The 18,681-nt window shown below is 61.6% G+C and carries 21 protein-coding genes; 8 read left to right on the top strand and 13 right to left on the bottom strand.

Going from position 1 to position 18,681, the window contains the following annotated elements:
• Positions 1-45: 45 nt before the first annotated feature.
• Together EKO19_RS27610 and EKO19_RS27605 are read left to right on the top strand one after the other, a co-directional pair.
• Positions 46-660: a hypothetical protein gene (locus EKO19_RS27610; RefSeq protein ID WP_175597207.1), complete on the top strand. Its 615-nt coding sequence runs from the start codon at positions 46-48 to the stop codon at positions 658-660.
• 163 nt (positions 661-823) lie between these two features.
• Positions 824-3,184 (top strand): arylsulfatase, encoded by a 2,361-nt coding sequence (locus EKO19_RS27605; RefSeq protein ID WP_129780619.1) that lies wholly within the window; start codon positions 824-826, stop codon positions 3,182-3,184.
• A gap of 8 nt (positions 3,185-3,192) precedes the next feature.
• On the opposite strand, the gene EKO19_RS27600 is transcribed toward EKO19_RS27605, so the two are convergent.
• The 3 genes from EKO19_RS27600 to EKO19_RS27590 all read right to left on the bottom strand — a co-directional run bounded on the left by EKO19_RS27600 (position 3,193) and on the right by EKO19_RS27590 (position 5,093).
• A complete protein-coding gene (locus tag EKO19_RS27600) occupies positions 3,193-3,720 on the bottom strand; it encodes a GNAT family N-acetyltransferase (RefSeq protein ID WP_129780618.1) in 528 nt (175 codons plus the stop codon).
• An 88-nt stretch (positions 3,721-3,808) separates the two neighbouring features.
• Positions 3,809-4,159, bottom strand: a complete 351-nt coding sequence (locus EKO19_RS27595; protein ID WP_129780617.1) for a DUF2200 domain-containing protein — start codon at positions 4,157-4,159, stop codon at positions 3,809-3,811.
• A gap of 7 nt (positions 4,160-4,166) precedes the next feature.
• Positions 4,167-5,093: a YwqG family protein gene (locus EKO19_RS27590; RefSeq protein WP_129780616.1), complete on the bottom strand. Its 927-nt coding sequence runs from the start codon at positions 5,091-5,093 to the stop codon at positions 4,167-4,169.
• A 90-nt stretch (positions 5,094-5,183) separates the two neighbouring features.
• Between EKO19_RS27590 and EKO19_RS27585 the strand changes: the two genes are divergently transcribed.
• Positions 5,184-5,849, top strand: a complete 666-nt coding sequence (locus EKO19_RS27585; protein WP_129780615.1) for a TonB family protein — start codon at positions 5,184-5,186, stop codon at positions 5,847-5,849.
• Between the two features lie 16 nt (positions 5,850-5,865).
• Here the strand turns inward: EKO19_RS27585 and tsaA are convergent, their stop codons facing one another.
• Entirely contained in the window at positions 5,866-6,690 is an 825-nt protein-coding gene (gene tsaA, locus EKO19_RS27580) for a tRNA (N6-threonylcarbamoyladenosine(37)-N6)-methyltransferase TrmO (protein ID WP_129780614.1), read from the bottom strand.
• Between the two features lie 113 nt (positions 6,691-6,803).
• Here tsaA and EKO19_RS27575 point away from each other — a divergent pair, with 113 nt between their 5' ends.
• Entirely contained in the window at positions 6,804-8,549 is a 1,746-nt protein-coding gene (locus EKO19_RS27575; protein WP_129780613.1) for a hypothetical protein, read from the top strand.
• Here EKO19_RS27575 and EKO19_RS27570 read toward each other — a convergent pair.
• The 3 genes from EKO19_RS27570 to EKO19_RS27560 are packed head-to-tail and all read right to left on the bottom strand — an operon-like array spanning position 8,546 to position 10,262.
• The gene (locus EKO19_RS27570) at positions 8,546-9,130 is read right to left on the bottom strand and encodes a pyridoxamine 5'-phosphate oxidase family protein (protein ID WP_129780612.1); all 585 of its coding nucleotides are present in this window, start codon (positions 9,128-9,130) and stop codon (positions 8,546-8,548) included. The two genes, EKO19_RS27575 and EKO19_RS27570, sit on opposite strands and share 4 nt — an antisense overlap.
• Before the next feature lie 59 nt (positions 9,131-9,189).
• Positions 9,190-9,927 carry an SDR family oxidoreductase gene (locus EKO19_RS27565; protein WP_129780611.1) on the bottom strand — a complete coding sequence of 246 codons (738 nt, stop codon included), beginning with the start codon at positions 9,925-9,927 and terminating at the stop codon, positions 9,190-9,192.
• Positions 9,928-9,941: 14 nt separating this feature from the next.
• The gene (locus EKO19_RS27560; protein WP_129780610.1) at positions 9,942-10,262 is read right to left on the bottom strand and encodes a DUF1330 domain-containing protein; all 321 of its coding nucleotides are present in this window, start codon (positions 10,260-10,262) and stop codon (positions 9,942-9,944) included.
• Between the two features lie 110 nt (positions 10,263-10,372).
• Between EKO19_RS27560 and EKO19_RS27555 the strand changes: the two genes are divergently transcribed.
• A complete protein-coding gene (locus EKO19_RS27555) occupies positions 10,373-11,167 on the top strand; it encodes a 2-keto-4-pentenoate hydratase (protein ID WP_129780609.1) in 795 nt (264 codons plus the stop codon).
• Here EKO19_RS27555 and EKO19_RS27550 read toward each other — a convergent pair.
• Genes EKO19_RS27550 through EKO19_RS27530 form a run of 5 tightly spaced genes read right to left on the bottom strand, consistent with a single transcriptional unit; the run spans position 11,125 to position 13,560 of the window.
• A complete protein-coding gene (locus EKO19_RS27550) occupies positions 11,125-11,811 on the bottom strand; it encodes an aquaporin (protein ID WP_129780608.1) in 687 nt (228 codons plus the stop codon). The genes EKO19_RS27555 and EKO19_RS27550 overlap by 43 nt on opposite strands.
• A gap of 9 nt (positions 11,812-11,820) precedes the next feature.
• Positions 11,821-12,318, bottom strand: coding sequence for an arsenate reductase ArsC (locus EKO19_RS27545; protein ID WP_129780607.1), 498 nt, complete (start codon positions 12,316-12,318; stop codon positions 11,821-11,823).
• 3 nt (positions 12,319-12,321) lie between these two features.
• Entirely contained in the window at positions 12,322-12,753 is a 432-nt protein-coding gene (locus tag EKO19_RS27540) for an ArsI/CadI family heavy metal resistance metalloenzyme (protein WP_129780606.1), read from the bottom strand.
• Positions 12,754-12,763: 10 nt separating this feature from the next.
• Positions 12,764-13,201: an arsenic resistance N-acetyltransferase ArsN2 gene (gene arsN2 / locus EKO19_RS27535; RefSeq protein WP_129780605.1), complete on the bottom strand. Its 438-nt coding sequence runs from the start codon at positions 13,199-13,201 to the stop codon at positions 12,764-12,766.
• 2 nt (positions 13,202-13,203) lie between these two features.
• The gene (locus tag EKO19_RS27530; RefSeq protein WP_129780604.1) at positions 13,204-13,560 is read right to left on the bottom strand and encodes an ArsR/SmtB family transcription factor; all 357 of its coding nucleotides are present in this window, start codon (positions 13,558-13,560) and stop codon (positions 13,204-13,206) included.
• 274 nt (positions 13,561-13,834) lie between these two features.
• On the opposite strand from EKO19_RS27530, the gene EKO19_RS27525 reads away from it, so the two are divergent.
• Together EKO19_RS27525 and EKO19_RS27520 are read left to right on the top strand one after the other, a co-directional pair.
• Positions 13,835-15,430: an amidase family protein gene (locus EKO19_RS27525; protein WP_217705639.1), complete on the top strand. Its 1,596-nt coding sequence runs from the start codon at positions 13,835-13,837 to the stop codon at positions 15,428-15,430.
• 141 nt (positions 15,431-15,571) lie between these two features.
• Positions 15,572-16,729, top strand: coding sequence for an FAD-dependent oxidoreductase (locus EKO19_RS27520; RefSeq protein ID WP_129780603.1), 1,158 nt, complete (start codon positions 15,572-15,574; stop codon positions 16,727-16,729).
• A gap of 11 nt (positions 16,730-16,740) precedes the next feature.
• Here the strand turns inward: EKO19_RS27520 and EKO19_RS27515 are convergent, their stop codons facing one another.
• A complete protein-coding gene (locus EKO19_RS27515; RefSeq protein WP_129780602.1) occupies positions 16,741-17,523 on the bottom strand; it encodes an SDR family oxidoreductase in 783 nt (260 codons plus the stop codon).
• 165 nt (positions 17,524-17,688) lie between these two features.
• On the opposite strand from EKO19_RS27515, the gene EKO19_RS27510 reads away from it, so the two are divergent.
• On the top strand, positions 17,689-18,609 hold the full coding sequence (locus EKO19_RS27510; protein ID WP_129780601.1) for a LysR family transcriptional regulator: 921 nt from the start codon (positions 17,689-17,691) through the stop codon (positions 18,607-18,609).
• Positions 18,610-18,681 lie beyond the last annotated feature (72 nt).

The raw sequence follows: 18,681 nt of genomic DNA, 5'->3' as shown, positions 1-18,681 counted from the left end.
AGTAGGAGGCCCGCGCCGAAGATCGATTAAGGACGACGAACACTGATGCCAGCGGGACGCACGCTCTTCCTTGTCGCGTGCGCATTGGTGTTATCCGCCTGCGGTGGTGGTGGCGGCGGCAACAAGAGTCCCTCTTACACCATCACGGCCTCGCAATCGTCAGTATCTCTGCATCATCTGGCCGGTGGGCTGCTGCCGACCCCGTTTCAGTACCAGGGTGGTCACCGTGACGTTCACGGGCCCGACCCTCGATGTCCGGGACATTCCGGTCTGGCCACGGGCGGCTCGCTGGTCGCGCGTCTCGACGACACCAGGGACATCCCCGTCGAGAATCCTCAGCAATCGGCCCAGCTGGGGATGGTGGTGGTGAATGCGCCCTTCAGCCTGACTGTGACCCGGCAGCCGCAAAATCAACGATGCATCTTCAACAATGGCGAGACCACCACGTCCGGCACCGGATCGCCGGCTGACGTTTTGATCACAGTCGCGAGCCTGTACTGCAATACCACGCTGATGCCCTGGACCTGGATGGGAGGTTCACAAACCGCGGGAGCGCAGCCGGCGTTCTGGGGCGATTCATCGGGGCGGTTGTGGCTGTTTGGCGGCGATCGTTCCTACCGAGGCGAAGTGAGCGACGTGTGGCGCTTCGAGCCTCAATGAGGCGCCGGCCGCTTCAAGTGCACATCGAAGATGGTTTGATACGCCAGCGCGGAGACAAAATGCCGTCGTGGTAACGGGCAGCGCGCCGCTCCCCAGCGCACGAATCGACGGACATCGGATCGCTGCGCATAGTCCGTCGGACAACTCGTCCTTCGGAGCGGCCATGAAAAAAGGTGCGAACAAACCCAACGGAAATGCCCATCCATCCAACGGCCGCGGCACGCCCGAAGTCCTGCCGCGTCCGGACTTTCACTTCAAGGGCGAGATCGGGCGCACCTACCTCGACTCCGATCCCGCAAGATTTCCGCAACCGGTGCGAGCACCCGCCAGCGCTCCGAACATTCTGCTCATCCTGATCGACGACTGCGGCTTCGGTCAGTACAGCACGTTCGGTGGCGGCATTCCCTCGCCGACGATGGACAAACTCGCCGCCGAAGGCCTGCGTTACAACCGGTTTCATACGACCGCACTGTGCAGCCCGACGCGCGCTGCGTTGATCACGGGGCGCAACCATCATTCAACGTCGTTCGCCGGCATCACTGAATTGGCGACCGGCTACGACGGCTACACCTGCATCCTGCCACGCAGCTGTGGAACCATCGGCGAGGTCCTGCGACAGAACGGCTACATGACGGCGTGGATCGGCAAGAATCACAATACACCGGCGTGGGAAACGAGCGCGGTCGGGCCATTCGATCGCTGGGCCAACGGGCTCGGCTTCGATTATTTCTACGGCTTCAATGCCGGCGACATGAATCACTGGAATCCGGTGCTGTTCGAGAATCGGAATCTGGTGCCGCCGTCGCGCGATCCCGACTATCACCTGACCACCGACCTCGCCGACAAGTCGATTGCCTGGCTGCGACAGGCCAGGGCGATCGCACCCGACAAACCGTTCTTCTTATATGTCGCCACGGGCGCGACTCATGCGCCTCATCAGACGCCCAAGGAATGGATCGACAAATTCAAGGGGAAATTCGCTGAGGGCTGGGATGCGTACCGACAACAGACCCTCGCGCGACAAAAGAAGCTCGGTGTGATTCCGGAGAAGACCGAGCTGACGACGCGCTCCAAAGGCTTGCCCGCGTGGGACTCGCTCAATGCGGATCAGAAACGTCTCTACGCACGCATGATGGAAGTGTTCGCCGGCTACGCGGCGCAATGCGACTACGAGCTGGGGCGCGTCGTCGATGCCGTGAAGCAGATGCCCGACGCCGACAACACGCTCATCATCTACATCGCCGGCGACAACGGTGCGAGCGCCGAAGGCGGGCTCGAAGGCTCGCTCTGCGAGAACATGTTTTTCAACGGCTTCTCCGAGCAGTGGCAGGACAATATCAAGGTCATCGACGAGCTCGGCGGCCCGAAACATTTCAATCATTTCCCGTCCGCCTGGGCGCACGCGATGAACACGCCGTTTCAGTGGACCAAGCAGGTTGCCAGCCATTTCGGCGGCACCCGCAATCCGATGATCATCTCGTGGCCCGCTCGCATCAAAGAGCAAGGCGGATTGCGCGACCAGTTCCTCCACACCATCGATATCGTGCCGACCCTCTACGAGCTGTGCGGCGTCACGGCGCCGACCGATCTGAACGGCGTCAAACAAAAGCCCATCGAGGGCGTGAGTTTCGCCGCCACGCTCGACGATGCGCAGGCCGGCAGCGGCCGCAAGACCCAGTACTTCGAGCTCGGCTGCAATCGCGGTCTGTATCACGACGGCTGGATGGCCTCCTCGCCGTCGTTCGTGCCTTGGGATCCGAGTCGACAGGAATGGGATCCGGACAAGGCGGTCTGGGAGCTGTACAACGTCGACGAGGACTTCTCGCAGGCTCGCGACCTGGCCAGGCAGTATCCCGAGAAGCTACGTCAGCTGCAGGACCTGTGGTGGATCGAAGCCGCGAAGTACAACGTGCTGCCACTGGACTGGCGCGGCACCGTTCGCATGAACGCCGAGCTGATGGGCCGCCCCAGCCTGATCCGCGGCCGCAACTCCATCACTTATTATCCGGGCACGATCGGACTGCCCGATGCCGCCTCACCCTCGATGTGTAACAAATCGTGGAAGATCACGGCCGAGATCGAGATCGCGGACAGCAAAGCCGAAGGCATGGTGATCACGCACGGCGGACTGGAAGGCGGTTATGGCCTGTATCTCAAGGAAGGCAAACCGACGTTCGTTTATAACTTCCTCAGCGTCGATCGCAGCACCTTCGCCGCGAAGCAAGCGCTGCCCCCCGGCAAGAGCACGCTGGTGGTCGAGTTCAAATACGACGGCGGCGGCTTTGGCAAGGGCGGCCAGATCACCCTGAGGGCCAATGGCAAACCCATCGCCAGCGGCCGGCTGAATCGCACCATCCCGATTCAATTCTCGCTGGGCGAAGGCATCGACGTCGGCATGGACATCGGCTCGCCCATCGACTTCACGTATCAGATGCCGTTCAAATTCACCGGCAAGATCGACCATGTGACCATCGATCTGGGGCCGCTGGACGTCGGCGAGCAAGCGACGGCGAAAGCCGGCTGACCTGTGCCTCAACGCTTCAGAATGAACTCCCGGTCCACCGTCTTCCCCACCGGAAAACCATACTCGCCGACCTTGCTGAATCCATAGCGCTCATAGAAACGCTGCGCGCCGTAGTTCTCAGACCAGACGCCGATATACAGCGGCGCGCGCCCCTGCGAGGCCAGCCATTCGAGTCCGAGCTCCATCAGGCGCCGGCCGAGTCGAAGATTGTGGAATTCCGCGAGCACATACAGCTGTTGGATTTCACCCGACTGCGCCTCCAGATTCTCCACCGGAAGTTTGCAGGCCCCCACCACGATGAAGCCGATCTTCCGGCCGTTGCGATGCTCGACCACGAACACGCCGCGGTTCGGATCGTTGAGCGAACGAGCCCAGTTTTCCGGCGAGTGACTCGTCGACAGGAAGTTCTGCAGGTCTTCCGGTGGATACAAATGCCCGAACGTCTCGGTGAAGGTCGCGCCCCCCAGCTCGGCCATGGGCACGGCGTCGCTGGCAGTGGCTTTGCGGAAGGTGATCGAATCCGGTGTGATGTTCATGGCCATACTATGCCACGCCGCCCCGCCCGCGGGGAAAAGTGGGGCGGGGCCCCTTGGGGACGAAATTTTTTTTCCAGGAGGGCGCGACTTACTGCCTCAGGATCTTCTCCATCGCCTTCCCCTTCGCCAGCTCATCGATCAACTTGTCCAGATACCGGATCTTCTGCATCAACGGATCCGCAATCTCTTCCACGCGAATTCCGCACACCACGCCTTTGATCAGGGAACTATTGGGGTGAAACGCCGGGGCGCGAGCAAAGAACGTCCTGAAGTCGCTCTCCTGTTCGATCTGCCGCTGCAGTTCCGTCTGGCTATAACCGGTCAACCAGCAGATGACCCGGTCCACTTCTTCCTTCGTACGATTCTTGCGCTCCGCCTTCTGAACGTACAGCGGATAGACCTTGGCGAACTTCATCGCAAACACCCGATCGTTGCTCATCGCCGCCTCACCCCGACTGCAGGAACACCCACACCTTACTGAAGTCCCCGTTGGCGGCATCCGGCTCGCGAATCCAGAAGTACAGCAGGCCGCCGTCCTCCCACATCATGTTCGAGCCATCATCCGTGTCCATCTGCAACAGCAGGCGCCACTGATCGGCGCCGGGCGAAAGCTCGCGGACGCGAGGGTCGCGACGATCGAAAGAGTTCACGCCGTTGGAAATGAGCTGCGCCTGCAGCTCCATGCCATCGTCCTGCTCAGGATAGGGATAGCCGAACATCTGGTGGCGAGGCTGCTCGCGGAACGGCGCGCCTCGTGCGCCCAGGAGCGCTTCGAATTCTTCGTTCGACAAGTCCCACCGGCCCATGAAGCGCTCCTCGGTCGGTAAGGTGGCGATGCGACGGAAGCGGATGTTTGTTTTGGGAAAGAGAGCCTGCTCCTCCAAGCCTCCGGGCATCGTCGCCGGAACGAGCGCCGCACGGTCGATGTTCGTGTGAACGACTTGCCATGCCCCGGCATCTTCCGGATCGTATCCCCCGACCATCTCCTCCGACACATGGAAGAAGAAATACAACTGCCCTTGCTTGGGCAGCCAGGGTTGGTTCATGCCTGCCGCAACTTCCGCAAGGTCGATCTGCGCCAGAAAAGCCAACGGCTCGCCTTTCCAGGTCGGCCACTCGAACCCGGGCGCCACGGACGGAAGGCCGCCGATCCAACTGAATTGCGGCTCATTGGTATGTTCGAGGTGCAAGCCCGGCTGCGCGAGCCGGTGGGCCTGGTCGAGGACAGACTCCATCAGCCCCACACGCCGGGCGAACTTCAGCGTCTGGTCCAGCGGATGAAAGCCGCCGGGTTGATTCCACTGGTAGACGGCGAATGCCAGCAGCAAAACGCCGAGCACTCGAAGCACGGAGGTAATTGTGTTCCTTGTCATCACTGCGCGGCCGCACCTTTGGGCGGAAATGTACCAGCCCCGCCTTCCGGCCGCACCGCCGACTCGAACGAATGAAGCGATGACAAGTCGGTGACTATCCGATTGCGCCCACCGATGGGATCGAGGATAACGGGCGCCTCGACACACTCAATCGGCCCTCTTCAAGAACTTCAAATGCCGGCGACTGATTCCGAGGTAGATGCTCCGTCCGCTGGCCGGCTGGTGATTCGTGTCAAGCTGATTCCGCAAGAGGAGCTGCCGCCCCCAGCCCCGCCGCCGCGTCGATTGAGTAAGACTGCGCTACTGGCGATTGTGGGTGTTGTCGCGGTGCTGCTCGGCTGGTTTGGTATCAGCAGTTTCAAATCCGACCCGACTCCGCAGCCCACGGCGCGCAATGAACCTCTGCCAAAGGCCGAGACTGAATCGGTCAAGGCGCCGCCCGCCGCGCCGGTAGTGACGCAGGAACCGACGGATGCACCGCTGGCCCCAGTCCAGAAAGTGATGCCCGACGTCCCGAAGAGCGCGCGGGACACCATCACCGGCACCATCCGTGTGTCCGTCCTCGTCACCATCGATAAGCAGGGTGCTGTAATCGCCGCGAAGGCTGAAGATCGCGGGCCGAGTCGCTACTTCGAGCGGCTCGCGGTCGATGCAGCGAAGAAATGGACGTTCACGCCGGCGAAGCTGGCAGAGAAGCGGACGATGCTGGTGAAGTTCAACTTCACTCGTAATGGCGCGACCGCCAACGCCGAGTAACCCGACGAACCCGCGGCTAGCGAGCCACCCCCCACCGCTCCCGAAACTCACGATGAGCCCGCAACATCTCATCGTCACTCTCACTCGCCAGCTGCGACTCCCGAAATCCTGAAGCAATCGCAGTGACGCGCACCTCGCGTCCCGCGACGCTGAATCGAACGCGCCACTCTTTCACCGCCAGCTGCATGCCATCGTCGAGCCGGCGGATGCGGCGATAAGGATGCGGTTCCGGCCCCAGCATCAGCGTGGAGCGAATTCGTTCCTCGATCGCAAGACCGGTTCGCGTCTCGATCCAGGTTGCCTGCTCAATCGCCAGCGGCGTGAATGTCACCGCGAATGCGCTCACCGGATCGGCCGGCTGAACGGCCTCGACATCATCCAGCCAGCCATTGCCCGCATCGGGATGAGAATCCGTGTAAGGGACATAGGGTTTGAGATCGAGCACCGGCGTGCCGTCGAGCATGTCCGAGTCGAGGATATGAATATTCAGACCGTCGACTTTTTCCAACCTCACGACCGACAGGCCGATGGGATTCGGCCGGTGAGGTGAGCGCGTGGCGAACACGCCTTTGCGGCCGGAAGTACTTCGGGGCGGCAGCACCTTGGGACGCCAGCCAGGATTCCGATGAAACCAGAAAATGACCCAGATCGATTTCCAGCGCGCCAGATCCTGGAGCGCGTGCTCGAAATTCCGGCCGGCAAACAACTCGATGCGAGCGGGCTCGCCTTGCGCGGCACGCGGCTGCCGGGGCGCTTCGACTTTGGTGAGCCGTGAAGTGCGGACGATGCCGATGGGCTCGACCCTGAGGCGCGACGGATCGCTATCTTCAACCGATGACATAACCTGTGAGGATACGCCAAGGAGCCTCGCAAATCCCGCCGTCGTGCTAGCATCCGGAGCCATTAAAACATGCAGATCGACGGTCGATCCTGCATTCAGCGGCGACGGAAACCATGGTCAAGAAATCGACACGGACCAGTCTTTTTCAGGTCGAACCTCTGTATGCAATCCTCACCGCACTGTTTTTGTCCGCGTGCGGAGGCGGCGGCGGCGGCGGCTCCACCAACAATAACTCACAAGGCGGCACAGGCAACGGCACGCCATCGAGCCACGCCGTTGGCGGCACGGTCTCCGGGCTGTCAGGCACCGTGTCGTTACAAAACAATAGCGGCGACACACTCACGGTTGCAACGAACGGCTCGTTCCGTTTCACCACGCCAGTGACCGCCGGGCAGAGCTATCAAGTCAGCATTTCCTCACAACCCGCCTATCAGAACTGCACCGTCACGGCCGGCAGTGGCACGATGGGCTCGGCCGATATCAGCACCGTCGCGATCAACTGCACCACCACGATGTTCGCCGTGCGCGGGACGCTCTCTGGGTTGACGGGCACGCTCATCCTGCAAAACAACGGCAATGAGAATCTGGCGCTCACTCAGAATGGCGAGTTTTCCTTCCCCACGATGTTGGCGAGCGGCAGTGCATATCAAGTGACGATTGCAAGTCAGCCGTTCAATCAACGATGCACCGTTACCTCCGGCACGGGCTCGATCGATCCGAGCAGCACGCCTGGTGTCACCGTCGCCTGTCACTCGATAGTGAGTGTGGGCGGCGCCATCTCCGGCCTGACCGGAACGCTCGTTCTGCAAAACAACGCCAGCGACGATCTGATCATCGCGACCAACGGTGCATTCACATTCGCCACCACTGTGCTGGCTGGCACCTCGTACCAGGTGACCATCCTCTCGCAGCCCCAGAACAGCCTGTGCACAGTGACTTCCGGCAACGGGACTGCGGGCTCGACCGACATTACAAACATCGCCGTCTCGTGCCAGCCGACAGTTATCGTTACGAAGCCGGCCCGCTATGACGCCGCCTCCTACTCGTCCTTCACCTCGCAAAACGGCACCGGAAACCTCGAAGGCACCTGGATCATGCTGTCGGAAGGCACGCAGTCGTATGGCTATCAGATCGCCGGCATCAATCCACGCCGCGACTATCAGCTTTGGTCGCGCACCACGGTTCGTGTCCGCAGAGATCCGGCGGATCCGGCGTACTATTTCGTCCTGACCTGCGGCCCGGCGGGCGCCGCGAATCGGCGGATACAGCTGGTAGCCGGCGCGTTTCCCGTCCCCTACTTTGCCGCGTCCACGTCCACGTACTTGGGTCACAGCGTGCCAATCATCGACGCGACTACGATGCGGCGAGATTCGGTCACACGTACCTATCAGTTCTCCGGCAATTCGGATGGATTGCTGACGGGCTATCATTTCGCCTGGGTGCTCAAGCGCATCTCGGACGACCCTTTCGCGCTACCCGCGACCGTACGAGACAATCTTTCCAGCCAGTCCGTGGATGCAACCTGTATCCACGAAGTCGAGGGCACGTACGTTGCCACGGAGAACGACGGCACGACCGAAACATCGCGATTCGAGGGCACGTTTTACTGGACCGACGCTTATCCGGCCGATCCGAGCCAGTTGATCAACAGTTCCAACTCGTATCTGCCCCGCTTTTCCCTCAGAGACGAGAACGGCTTCAACACCTCATACAGCACCAACAGTCTGGCTATCTTTACGAGCAGCATCGGCGATCAGATCGACGTGGTCCGCAATTTCTCAGGCACCACTTCGTCGCACTCGGTACAGGCCACGAACGCCCAGGGCTCCGCCGACGATACGTTGGAGATCCCGTACTAGACCCGTCGCGGCGGCACCACTTCGTTCCACGCCGGATTCGATTTCCACCCCGGCTCCAGCGGCGGCTGATCGGCGCAGGGAACATACGGCGAGGGCTTGCCCGTCGCCAGATCGGGAATGTAACGCGGGCAGTTGGGAAAGATATCGATGGGCGTGACGCGGACCAACGCCTGCGCGCCCACGAATTCGCCCATCAACGGATCATCCAACACGACCTCGGCGCGTCCGTTGACCCGCAAACGTTTGGGCGCCTCGCCCATGCGAATGAACAACAGCCCCACGAACGGATTGAGACGGATGTTGCCGAGGCTCTTGAACATGCCGTTGCCGTCGTAATCCGGCCAGACCAGCAGATCGGGCCGCACGATACGCACGAAGCAAGGCGGGCCACCCTTGAAGGAACAATCCGGATACCCGTCGGGTGACGCGGTCGCGAGGAAAAAGAACTCGACCGATTGAATGAACGCCCGGTCTTCGTCATTGAACTCAGAACGGCGCAGACGGTCGACCAGCCGATCGGCCAGCGCCGTCGAACCGAACTGCCGCTGCAGCTCTCGATTGCCCTGATGAAACATCGCCATAGGATGCCTCCGGCTCGTCTGGAGCCAACGGCAGCATACGCCGGTTCATCCAGGAAAACTCAGATCGAATTCAGGAACCCGCCGTCGACCGCAATCGCCTGGCCGGTGATGTAGGACGCGCGATCCGAAGCGAGAAATGCTGCGAGCGCGGCGAATTCTTCGGGTCGACCGATGCGGCCCGCGGGAATCTTCGGCCCCATGATCGCGTCATCCACGCCCAGCTCCGCCAGCCGCTCGGTCGCGGTGTAGCCTGGCAGCAGCGCATTCATCGTGATGCCGTCTTTGGCGACATCACGACTGACTGAGTTGATCAAGCCGAGCAGACCCGCTCGCAAGCTGTTCGAAATCACCAAACCGGGCTGCGGCTCGCGCGCCGAGATCGACGTGATCGCGAGAATGCGTCCCCACTTGCGCTCGCGCATGTGAGGCAGCACGGCGAGCACGCTTTCCACCGCGCTCATCCACAAGTTGTCGAAGCCTTTTTGCCAGTCGCTCGGGGTGATGCGCTCGAACGGGCCGGCCGGTGGCCCCCCGGTGTTGGTCACCAGAATATCGATGGATCCTCCGAGCGCCCTCGCGGCTCGTGCGATCAGCGCTTCAGAACTGCCTGGCGTGGACACGTCGCCTGCAATGCCGATCGCGCCGATCTCAGACGCTGTGGCTGTTATGCGAGCGGAGTCGCGGGACACGATGGCGACTTGCGCACCTTCCGCAACCAACTCGCGCGCAACCGCTTTGCCGAGTCCTTTGGAGGCGCCGAACACGAGTGCACGGCGGCCGGAGATTTTCAGATCCATGGCGATAGCTCCGATCAGACCCGAGGATCGGGCGCGACCTGATCCGGCCGGCCTTCCTGAAGAATCATGCGCCCGTTCGTGGTCGCGGCGCGCCGGAACTCGGACAGCCGTTGATACTCCGGATCGTGGTACCAGGCCTCCGCCGAAGCGCGGTCCGGAAATTCCAGGATCACCATCCGCTCGCCGAAAGACTCGCCTTCCGAGGTGGTCACCTGGTCACCGCGGGTCAGAAAGCGACCGCCGTATTTCTCCAGCGTCTTGGGCGTGTGATCGGAGTACTTTCGAAAGGTCACCGGATCGTGGACCTTCATCGTGCAGATCATGTAGGCGGCCATCTGGTTTCTCCTCGACGGGCTCACGCAGTTTACTGCCCTGGAAGCAGAAATTTTTCCTAAATCGGCTGTGCTACAGTTTCCCGCCCCCGCCCGCAGTGCCGAGGTTGCAAGTGCACGCCGACCAAGTTCGCGCCATCGTCGATGGCTTTGAAGCCAACGTCCGGAACCGCACCCGCTTCCAGCTCTATCGCATCGACAACCGGCCGGCAACGCTCGAGGATGCGTACGCCATTCAATCGGAAATCCTCACTCGCGCACTTCGCTCCGGCACCGATAGCGTCGCCGGCTACAAGGTCGGATTGACCACCGGGAAGATGCAACAGTTCTGTGGCGTGAACGAGCCGATCGCCGGACGCATTCTCCAGAGCAACGTTCATGCGAGCGGCGCCACGCTGCGGAAATCGGAGTTCCATCGGTTGGGCATCGAGAGCGAGCTCGCGCTGCGCATCGGCAAGGAGATTCCGCCCCTTCGTCCAGATACAAGTGCTCAAGAGTTGATCGGATACGTGGATGCCATCGCTGCGGCCTTCGAAGTGATCGACGACCGCGACGCCGACTACGCCCATCTCGAAGCAAGCTCGATCGCTGCGGAGAACAGTTGGAACAGAGGCATCGTGCTGGGTGAGCCCATTTCACCTGCCGCGTTCGGCGACCTCCGTGAGCTGGAGGGACGCTTGCTCGTCAACGGCACGCCAGTCGCGACCGGCTCCAGCAGCGATGTTCTGTCCGGCCCCCTCTTCATCCTGGCCTGGATCGCCGGCTTCGCCCGCCAGGCTGGAGAAGCGCTGCGCCCGGGCCAATGGATCATGACCGGCTCGATCATTCCCACGAAGTTCGCAGTCGAGGGCGATACGTATTCGTTTCAGCTCGGATCGTTGCCGGCGGTGACGGTGACGATTCGCTGAGACGAGCTCCGCGGTTCAACAAGACGGGCGACAAAGGCTCCCACTATCGCACCGGCAAACTGAGCGGCGATAAAACCCGGAACGTCTACCAGCGCGATTCCTGAGAACGTATCGCTCAAAGCGCGACCGAGCGTGATCGCAGGATTGGCAAACGACGTCGAAGCGGTAAACCAGTACGCCGCCGCGATCCACATGGGCACGCGCCAAGTCGCTTGCTTGAACGATCGGCAGCAAGATACAACCGTCACCAAACCCGCCGTCGCAACCATCTCCGACAGCCACTGCCCCGATCCAGCTCTCTGATGCGTGGCTGTCTGTATCAGCGGCAACTCGAACATGGCATGCGCCAGCACGGCACCGAGGCAACACCCGATCGATTGCGCGACCAGATACGACGCAGTCACGGGTAGCGACAATTCCGCTCGGAGAAACGATGCAAACGACACAGCCGGGTTGAAATGCGCTCCGCTGATGGGTGCAAGCACAGCGATCAACACAGACAATGCCGCCGCGGTGGCAAGCGTGTTTGCGAGAAGCGCAACGGCACCGTCGCCGGTCAGCCGCTGCGCCATGATCCCCGAGCCAATCACGGCTGTCGCCAGCAGCATCGAGCCCAGCCCCTCTGCGAAGACCGCTCGACGCATCTGCGTTCCTCAGTGATTGAGCTGTGCGATACCGCGCACTGCTTGCTGAAGCGCCATGCGATCCAGCGATTCGATAGGAACATTGACCAGCAAATTGACCCGCATCTCGAGCTCGGCAAGCGCGCGGCGAAAGGCGGCTTCTTTTTCCACTTCTCCTTCAACCGCCGCCGGGTCCGCGATACCCCAGTGCGCGGTTATCGGCTTACCCGGCCAGATCGGGCAGACTTCGCCAGCCGCGTTGTCACAAACAGTAATGACAAAGTCGATCGGCGGCGCCCCCGGCGCAGCGAACTCATCCCAACTCTTGCTGCGCAGTCCGGCCGCTGGCAGACCGGTCCGCTTCAGAAGCTCGAGAGCGAGCGGATGCACTTCGCCCTTGGGAAAGCTGCCTGCACTGAAGGCCCGGAATCGACCCCCGCCCCAATGATTCAGGAGCGACTCCGCCAGGATGCTCCGAGCGGAGTTGCCGGTACACAGAAAGAGCACGTTATAAGGACGATCGCGCATAGCTCACGTCGCCGTGTTGGGCCCGCAGCAGGGGCTTCCCTTGTTCAACCTCACCGGTTCCACACCATAGGTCGTGCTCTCACCCATCGTGAGGAACGTCTCCCACTGAATGCCCTGCGGATCTTCGACCCAGCTCTTTTCACTCTTGGCGTAGCAGCAGGTCGTCGCCCCCTCTTCGAGCACCGGCGCTTCCGCCCGCTGCAGCCGAGAATAAACATCGGCAAGCTCGGCCCGATCCTCCACCTGGATACCCAGGTGCTCGATGCCCGCCTCACCGCCACGCTGGCTGATGGCGAAATTCACGCGCGGATCTTCGAGCATCCATTTGGCGTAGTCGCCCTTGGTCACCGTGGGCTCGGCGGCGAACAGCGTGCTGTAGAACTGGATCGACCTGGCCAGATCATCGACGCTCACATGGACATGCAGTCGTTTCATGACGGAACCCTCAGAGCTGCTTTGACAGAAATGCCGAGCTGGCCGGGCACAAGCCCGCGAACTCCGGCGTAGATCGGATCGCCAGCGGCGCGCCATCCCGAGAGGTCGGCACATAGTCTCGAGAGCGGAAGAACGATTCAGCCGTCGTGGTCAGTAAATATATCTTCGAAGCGCCACCTTCCCGGGCATGCTGCTCGGCGCGTTCGACCAGCGCTCGCCCCAGGCCGTGCGCACGATGCTCCTGCGTCACCACGAGTGAGCGTAACAGCGCGTCGGCGCCGTACAACTGAACGCCAACGATGCCAATCGGTGCGTTCGCCGGGCCCACATAGAAAAAATCCCGCATGTCCTCATCGGTGAGGTCCGAGGTCGGAAGCGCCGCCCTTTCCAGGAGCCGGACGACCTCCGCATGGCGAGGTTCACGATGGATTGCCAGCGAAGCCGCCATGATCAGGCCACCTTCTTGCGCTTGCCCGACCTGGACGCCGGCGTCGGCTTGCACACCGTTTCACACGAGCCACCGCTACCTTCACAGCAATTCTCGGTCAGATAGCCGACCAGATCGTTCATGGCATTGAAATCGACGCTGTAAATCAGACTGCGGCTTTCGCGCCGCTGCACGATCAGCCCGCAGCGGTGCAGATTCTGCAGATGAAACGTCAATGACGATGGCGCCAGGCCCACGGCCTCACCGATCGCGCCGGCGGACAATCCAGCCGGGCCTTGCTCGACCAGAAGTCGATAGATTCCAAGGCGGTACTCATGAGCGAGCGCCCCCAAAGCGGCGACAGCATGCTTGGCTTCCATAGAAGTACGATATTACGAGAATAGTCGAAACGTCAAGGACGACGACCGTGAATGCCTGCGCACACGCTAAAGCACGCCGTCAGTGTGCACGCCGCGCTCACCACGCACACTCATGGCGCAGCGACCGTGCATGATCTTCGCTCCCACGCCGTTCGCTCACTGATCACGACACGCACACGACAGAAATTGAGCGCGAACCACGCCTCGCGTGGATGGATTTATCTGGCATGCATCGTGCTTTCGCCGGGAGAACAACAACACTCCCGGAGCATCCGTGCGCTTACATCGTTCGTTCCGCCTGGCCACGCTGGCCGCACTGCTGATTAGCTACACCGTCAGCGCGAGAGCCGCGGCCATTGACTTCGATGCGGCGACCATCGCGGATCTGAATCAAGCATTCAAAGCGGGCTCGCTCACCTCGGAACAACTGGTTCAGCAGTGCCTCGCGCGCATCGAGGCGTATGACGACAACGGGCCGAAGCTCAATGCTGTCATCACCCTGAATCCGAAGGCGCTCGACATCGCCCGTGCTCTGGATGCCGAACGCAAGAGCAAGGGCCCTCGCTCACCTCTGCACGGCATTCCGGTGCTGCTGAAGGACAACTACGACACATTCGACATGCCCACTACCGGTGGCTCGGTGATGCTGGAGAACTGGGTGCCGCCGGATGATGCGTATGTCGTCAAGAAACTGCGCGATGCCGGAGCGATCATTCTCGGCAAGCTCAACCTCTCAGAGTTCGCATCGGGAGCTGCACACAGCTCGCTCGGCGGACAAACACTCAATCCGCACGATCTCACACGCACGCCCTCTGGTTCCTCCGGCGGAACTGGCGCGGCCATCGCGGCTGCTTACGCACCTCTCGGTTTGGGAACAGATACAGGCGGCTCGATCCGTGGACCTGCAACGGCCAACGGCATCGTCGGCCTGAAGCCCACGCATGGATTGATGAGTCGCGACGGTATCATTCCGCTGTCGCTGACATTCGATACCGGTGGCCCCTTGGCGCGCAGCGTTTATGACGTCGCCGTGTCTCTCGGCGTGATGACGGGTGTGGATCCCGCCGATCCGGCAACTCAAAAGAGCAAAGGGAAAGCCGTCACCGACTACACGCAATTTCTCAAGACCGATGCGCTGAAGGGCGCACGCATCGGCATCGCGCGAGATTTTCTTGGCGCCGATCAAGACGTCGACTGGGTCGTCGAGTCGGCCCTCGAGTCGATGCGCAAGGCCGGTGCCACTGTGATCGACGTGCGTTATCCAAAGTGGCTGCTCGACAGCAAAGGCGAGTTCTATTCTGCCGTTCGCAATCCGGAGTTCGCGGTTCAGATCAACACCTACCTCGCAGCAACCGGGCCGAGCTATCCGAAGACCATCGAAGACTTGATCGCCCGCTCCAACGATGTGAGATCGCTGCGTCCAGGCGGCGGCGGCCCGAACCCCGTACGCTGGACGCTCTTCAAGAAAGAAGCCGAGGCCGGCAAGCTCGATGACTACCGCTATCTGTCCGTGCGCGATCACGCGCTGCCGATGGTGCGAATGGTCGTCGAAGGCATTCTCGCCGCCGAGAAACTCGATGCCATCGTCTATCCAACATCACCTCGCCGCCCGGCCCTGATCGCGCAAGCCCAGCCGCAACCCGACGCCGCATCCGCAACCAACATCGCCAATCTCACCGGCTTCCCCGATCTGATCGTCCCCGCCGGCTTCACCACGGACGACCTGCCCGTCGGGATCTCCTTCTTCGGGCCGGCGTTCAGCGAACCGAAGTTGCTCGCGCTCGGCTACAGCTTCGAACAGGCTACTCGCGTGCGGCGATTGCCGGTGCATACGCCGGCGCTGGCGAATCAGGCGGTCGTGACACCTTGACGTAGCCCCGTGCTGTAGACTTAAATTGAACATCGCGAAAAACGACGGTCATACCCGACCGTCGCATACACGCCACTCATCGCTTGCGTGAGGTCGGCCAGCGTTCCCCCGACAACTGTCGGATCCAACACGGAGCGCGCCATGAACCAACCTCTCGTCCCATCCAACTCCAGCAATCTTCAGGTCGCAATCGTCGGCGCCGGCCTGGGTGGACTGACGCTCGCACGGGTTCTGCACGTGAACGGAATCCGGGCAACGGTCTACGAAGCGGAAGCGTCGCCAGCGGTCCGTGCACAAGGCGGCTTGCTGGACGTCCATGAATACAACGGTCAGCTCGGCCTGAAAGCGGCGGGCCTGTACGATGAATTCCTCGAGCTCGTTCGTCCCGGCGAGGATGCCAAACGGGTCGTCGACAAGTACGGCAACGTATTGCTCGACCTGCCCGGCCAAGGCCACGCAACCCGGCCCGAAGTCAGCCGGGGCGACCTTCGCCGCCTTCTGCTCGAGTCTCTACCTGCAGCTTCCATTCAATGGGACCGCAAGGTTGTGACAGCCAGCTCCTTTGCTGACGGACGACACCAACTCACATTCGCCGACGGCGCATCGCTAGCCTGTGATCTCCTGGTCGGCGCTGACGGTGCATGGTCGAAAGTTCGCCCGCTGCTCTCTCCAGAACGGCCGGCATATACCGGAACGACTTTTATAGAGACGATTCTGTTCGAGGGCGATACTCGACACAGAGCCAGCGCCGAGATGATCGGCAGCGGAACGCTGATGGCCGCCGCGCCAGGCAAGGCAATCCTGGCCCACCGCTACGCGAACGGAACCCTGCATACATACGTTGCCCTGAGCAAGCCAGAGACATGGGCCGACGCCATGGATTTCAGCAAACGCTCCGCAGCGCTCGATCGAATTGCCAAAGAGTTCGAGGGCTGGGCGGCACCGCTGCTCGCCTTGATTGCCGATAGTGAGACCGCCCCGGTGGTGCGGCCGATTCATGCTCTACCGATCCACCACCGCTGGAGCCGTGTCGCTGGCGTCACCTTGCTGGGCGATGCCGCCCATTTGATGTCACCCTTTGCCGGTGAGGGAGCCAATCTCGCGATCTTTGACGGCGCGGAACTGGGACAAGCGCTCTGCGCCAACCCGGACAGGCTCGAGATCGCACTGGAGCAGTACGAGCGGGCGTTGTTTCTTCGCAGTGCCGCCGTTGCCGATCAAACGGCTCGAAACCATCAGCGTTTTTTCAGCAACGATGCGCCTCAGAGTGTCGTGGAACTGTTCGCCGCGCGTCAGTAAAGCTCGGCCGCTCAGACGGTCGGCACCGTGCCGCCGTCGATCACGTACTCGACTCCCGATATGGAGGCCGCCCTCGGCGAGACTAGAAACGCGATGAGGTCCGCGACTTCGCGTGGCTGCGCGGGCCGCCCTAACGGGATGCCGCCCAGTCCATTCATGATGAGTCGCTTACCGCCTTCGTAGTCAGTACCTGCTTGAGCGGCCAGTCGCTCGGCAAGCGCCACTGCGGCCTCGGTCTCGATCCAACCTGGAGAAACGCGCACGACACGGACGCCTTTCGGCGTCACTTCTTTCGAAAGCGCTTTGCTGTAAGTCGACAGCGCGGCCTTCGCCGCCGCGTATGCGATCGTGGATTCCGGCAGTGGCAGCACCCGCTGGATGGACGTGACATGGATGACTACCCCGGAGCGTTGCGCGACCATCGATGGCAGCAACGCGCGATCGAGGCGGACCGCAGACATGAGGTTCAGGTCGAGTTCTTTCGACCACTCCGAATCGCTGAGCGCCGCAAATCCGCCGGCGGGTGCCTTCGAACCACCGACCACGTTCACAAGAATATCGATGCCACCGAGATGCTCATGCACCGACTTTGCCGCCTGGTGAGCGCCTTCGGCAGTCGAAAGATCCACGGCGATATAGCGCACGTTGTCGACAGCGCAACTTGGAAGCGAGCGTCCTGCGGCCATGACTCGAGCGTCCGCTTCCACCAGCGCCTGGACCACAGCCGCCCCAACGCCGCGCGAGCCGCCAGTGACTAACGCGCGCATGCCAGCGAGTTGCAACTCGAAGCTCATGGCTTGATCTCCAACGATGCGAGCTTGCCGCGTTCGAATATGAAGGCATAGCGAAGATTGTCGGGACTCATGGCGGTCTCCTGTGGTTCGACGCCAGGATGCTCCAGCCCGACCGATAAGAAAATCGCCTATTATCTACGCAGGTTATGTAGAGATCAGTACACAATGCGTGGATCCGAATTTGCCGAGCTAAAAGCGTTCGTTGCGGTCGTCGACCGGGCCAGCTTTGCGCGTGCGGCCGATCATCTCGGCCTATCCAGATCGGCGCTCAGTCAGATCATTCGTCAGCTCGAATCGCGTCTCGGCGCTCGCCTGCTCAATCGAACGACCCGAAGCGTGGCGCCGACAGAGACGGGGCGGCGGCTTCACGAGCGCATCGCTCCGATGCTTCGAGAAATCGATGATGCCGTCGCGCAGACCGTCGGCGCGACCAGCCGAACCGCCGGAACATTGCGGATAAATACGCTGAGCATGGCGGCGAAGAAAATCATCGCGCCGCGCCTCGGGCGTTTTCACCGCTCGCATCCCGAGGTAGTACTCGACATCGTAGTCGATGATGGCCTGAGCGACATCGTGGCCGGCGGGTTCGACGCCGGTATCCGCGTCGGCGAACGCGTTCAAAAAGACATGGTCGCCGTTCGTCTCACACCGGACGTGCCGTTGCTCGCGGTTGCTTCACCCGCCTATCTCGCTAAAGCCGGTGAGCCCAAAACCCCCACCGACCTACATCGTCACGCCTGCATCAACTGGCGTTTTCCCGGCAGCGGCCGGATCGCACGATGGCAGTTTCAGAAGAAGGGCAAGAAGATCGAAACCCTGGTCGAAGGCGCGCTGATCTCCAACCATCAGGACATCGTGGTGCCGGCCGCCCTGCAGGGATTGGGAATCTTCTATGCCTACAACGACGACGGCATCGCCGAGGCACTGGAGCGCGGCAAGCTGAAGCGGGTTCTCACCGATTGGTCACTCACGATGCCTGGCTTGTATCTCTATTATTCCAACCGCCGTCATTTGCAGCCGGCGCTGCGCGCCTTTATCGACTGCCTGCTCGATCGAGAGGAAGGCAAGCGGGCGAGCTCGAAGTAGTGGCGGCATGCACGCGAGGATGCGCGTAGCGCGACTACGCTAGCGCCAGCGAACGTTCAAGACCTGGGCTTC

The sequence above is a fragment of the Peristeroidobacter soli genome (genome assembly GCF_004138485.1).
Lineage (GTDB): Bacteria > Pseudomonadota > Gammaproteobacteria > Steroidobacterales > Steroidobacteraceae > Steroidobacter > Steroidobacter soli.
This window is presented reverse-complemented; position numbering and strand designations above follow the sequence as displayed.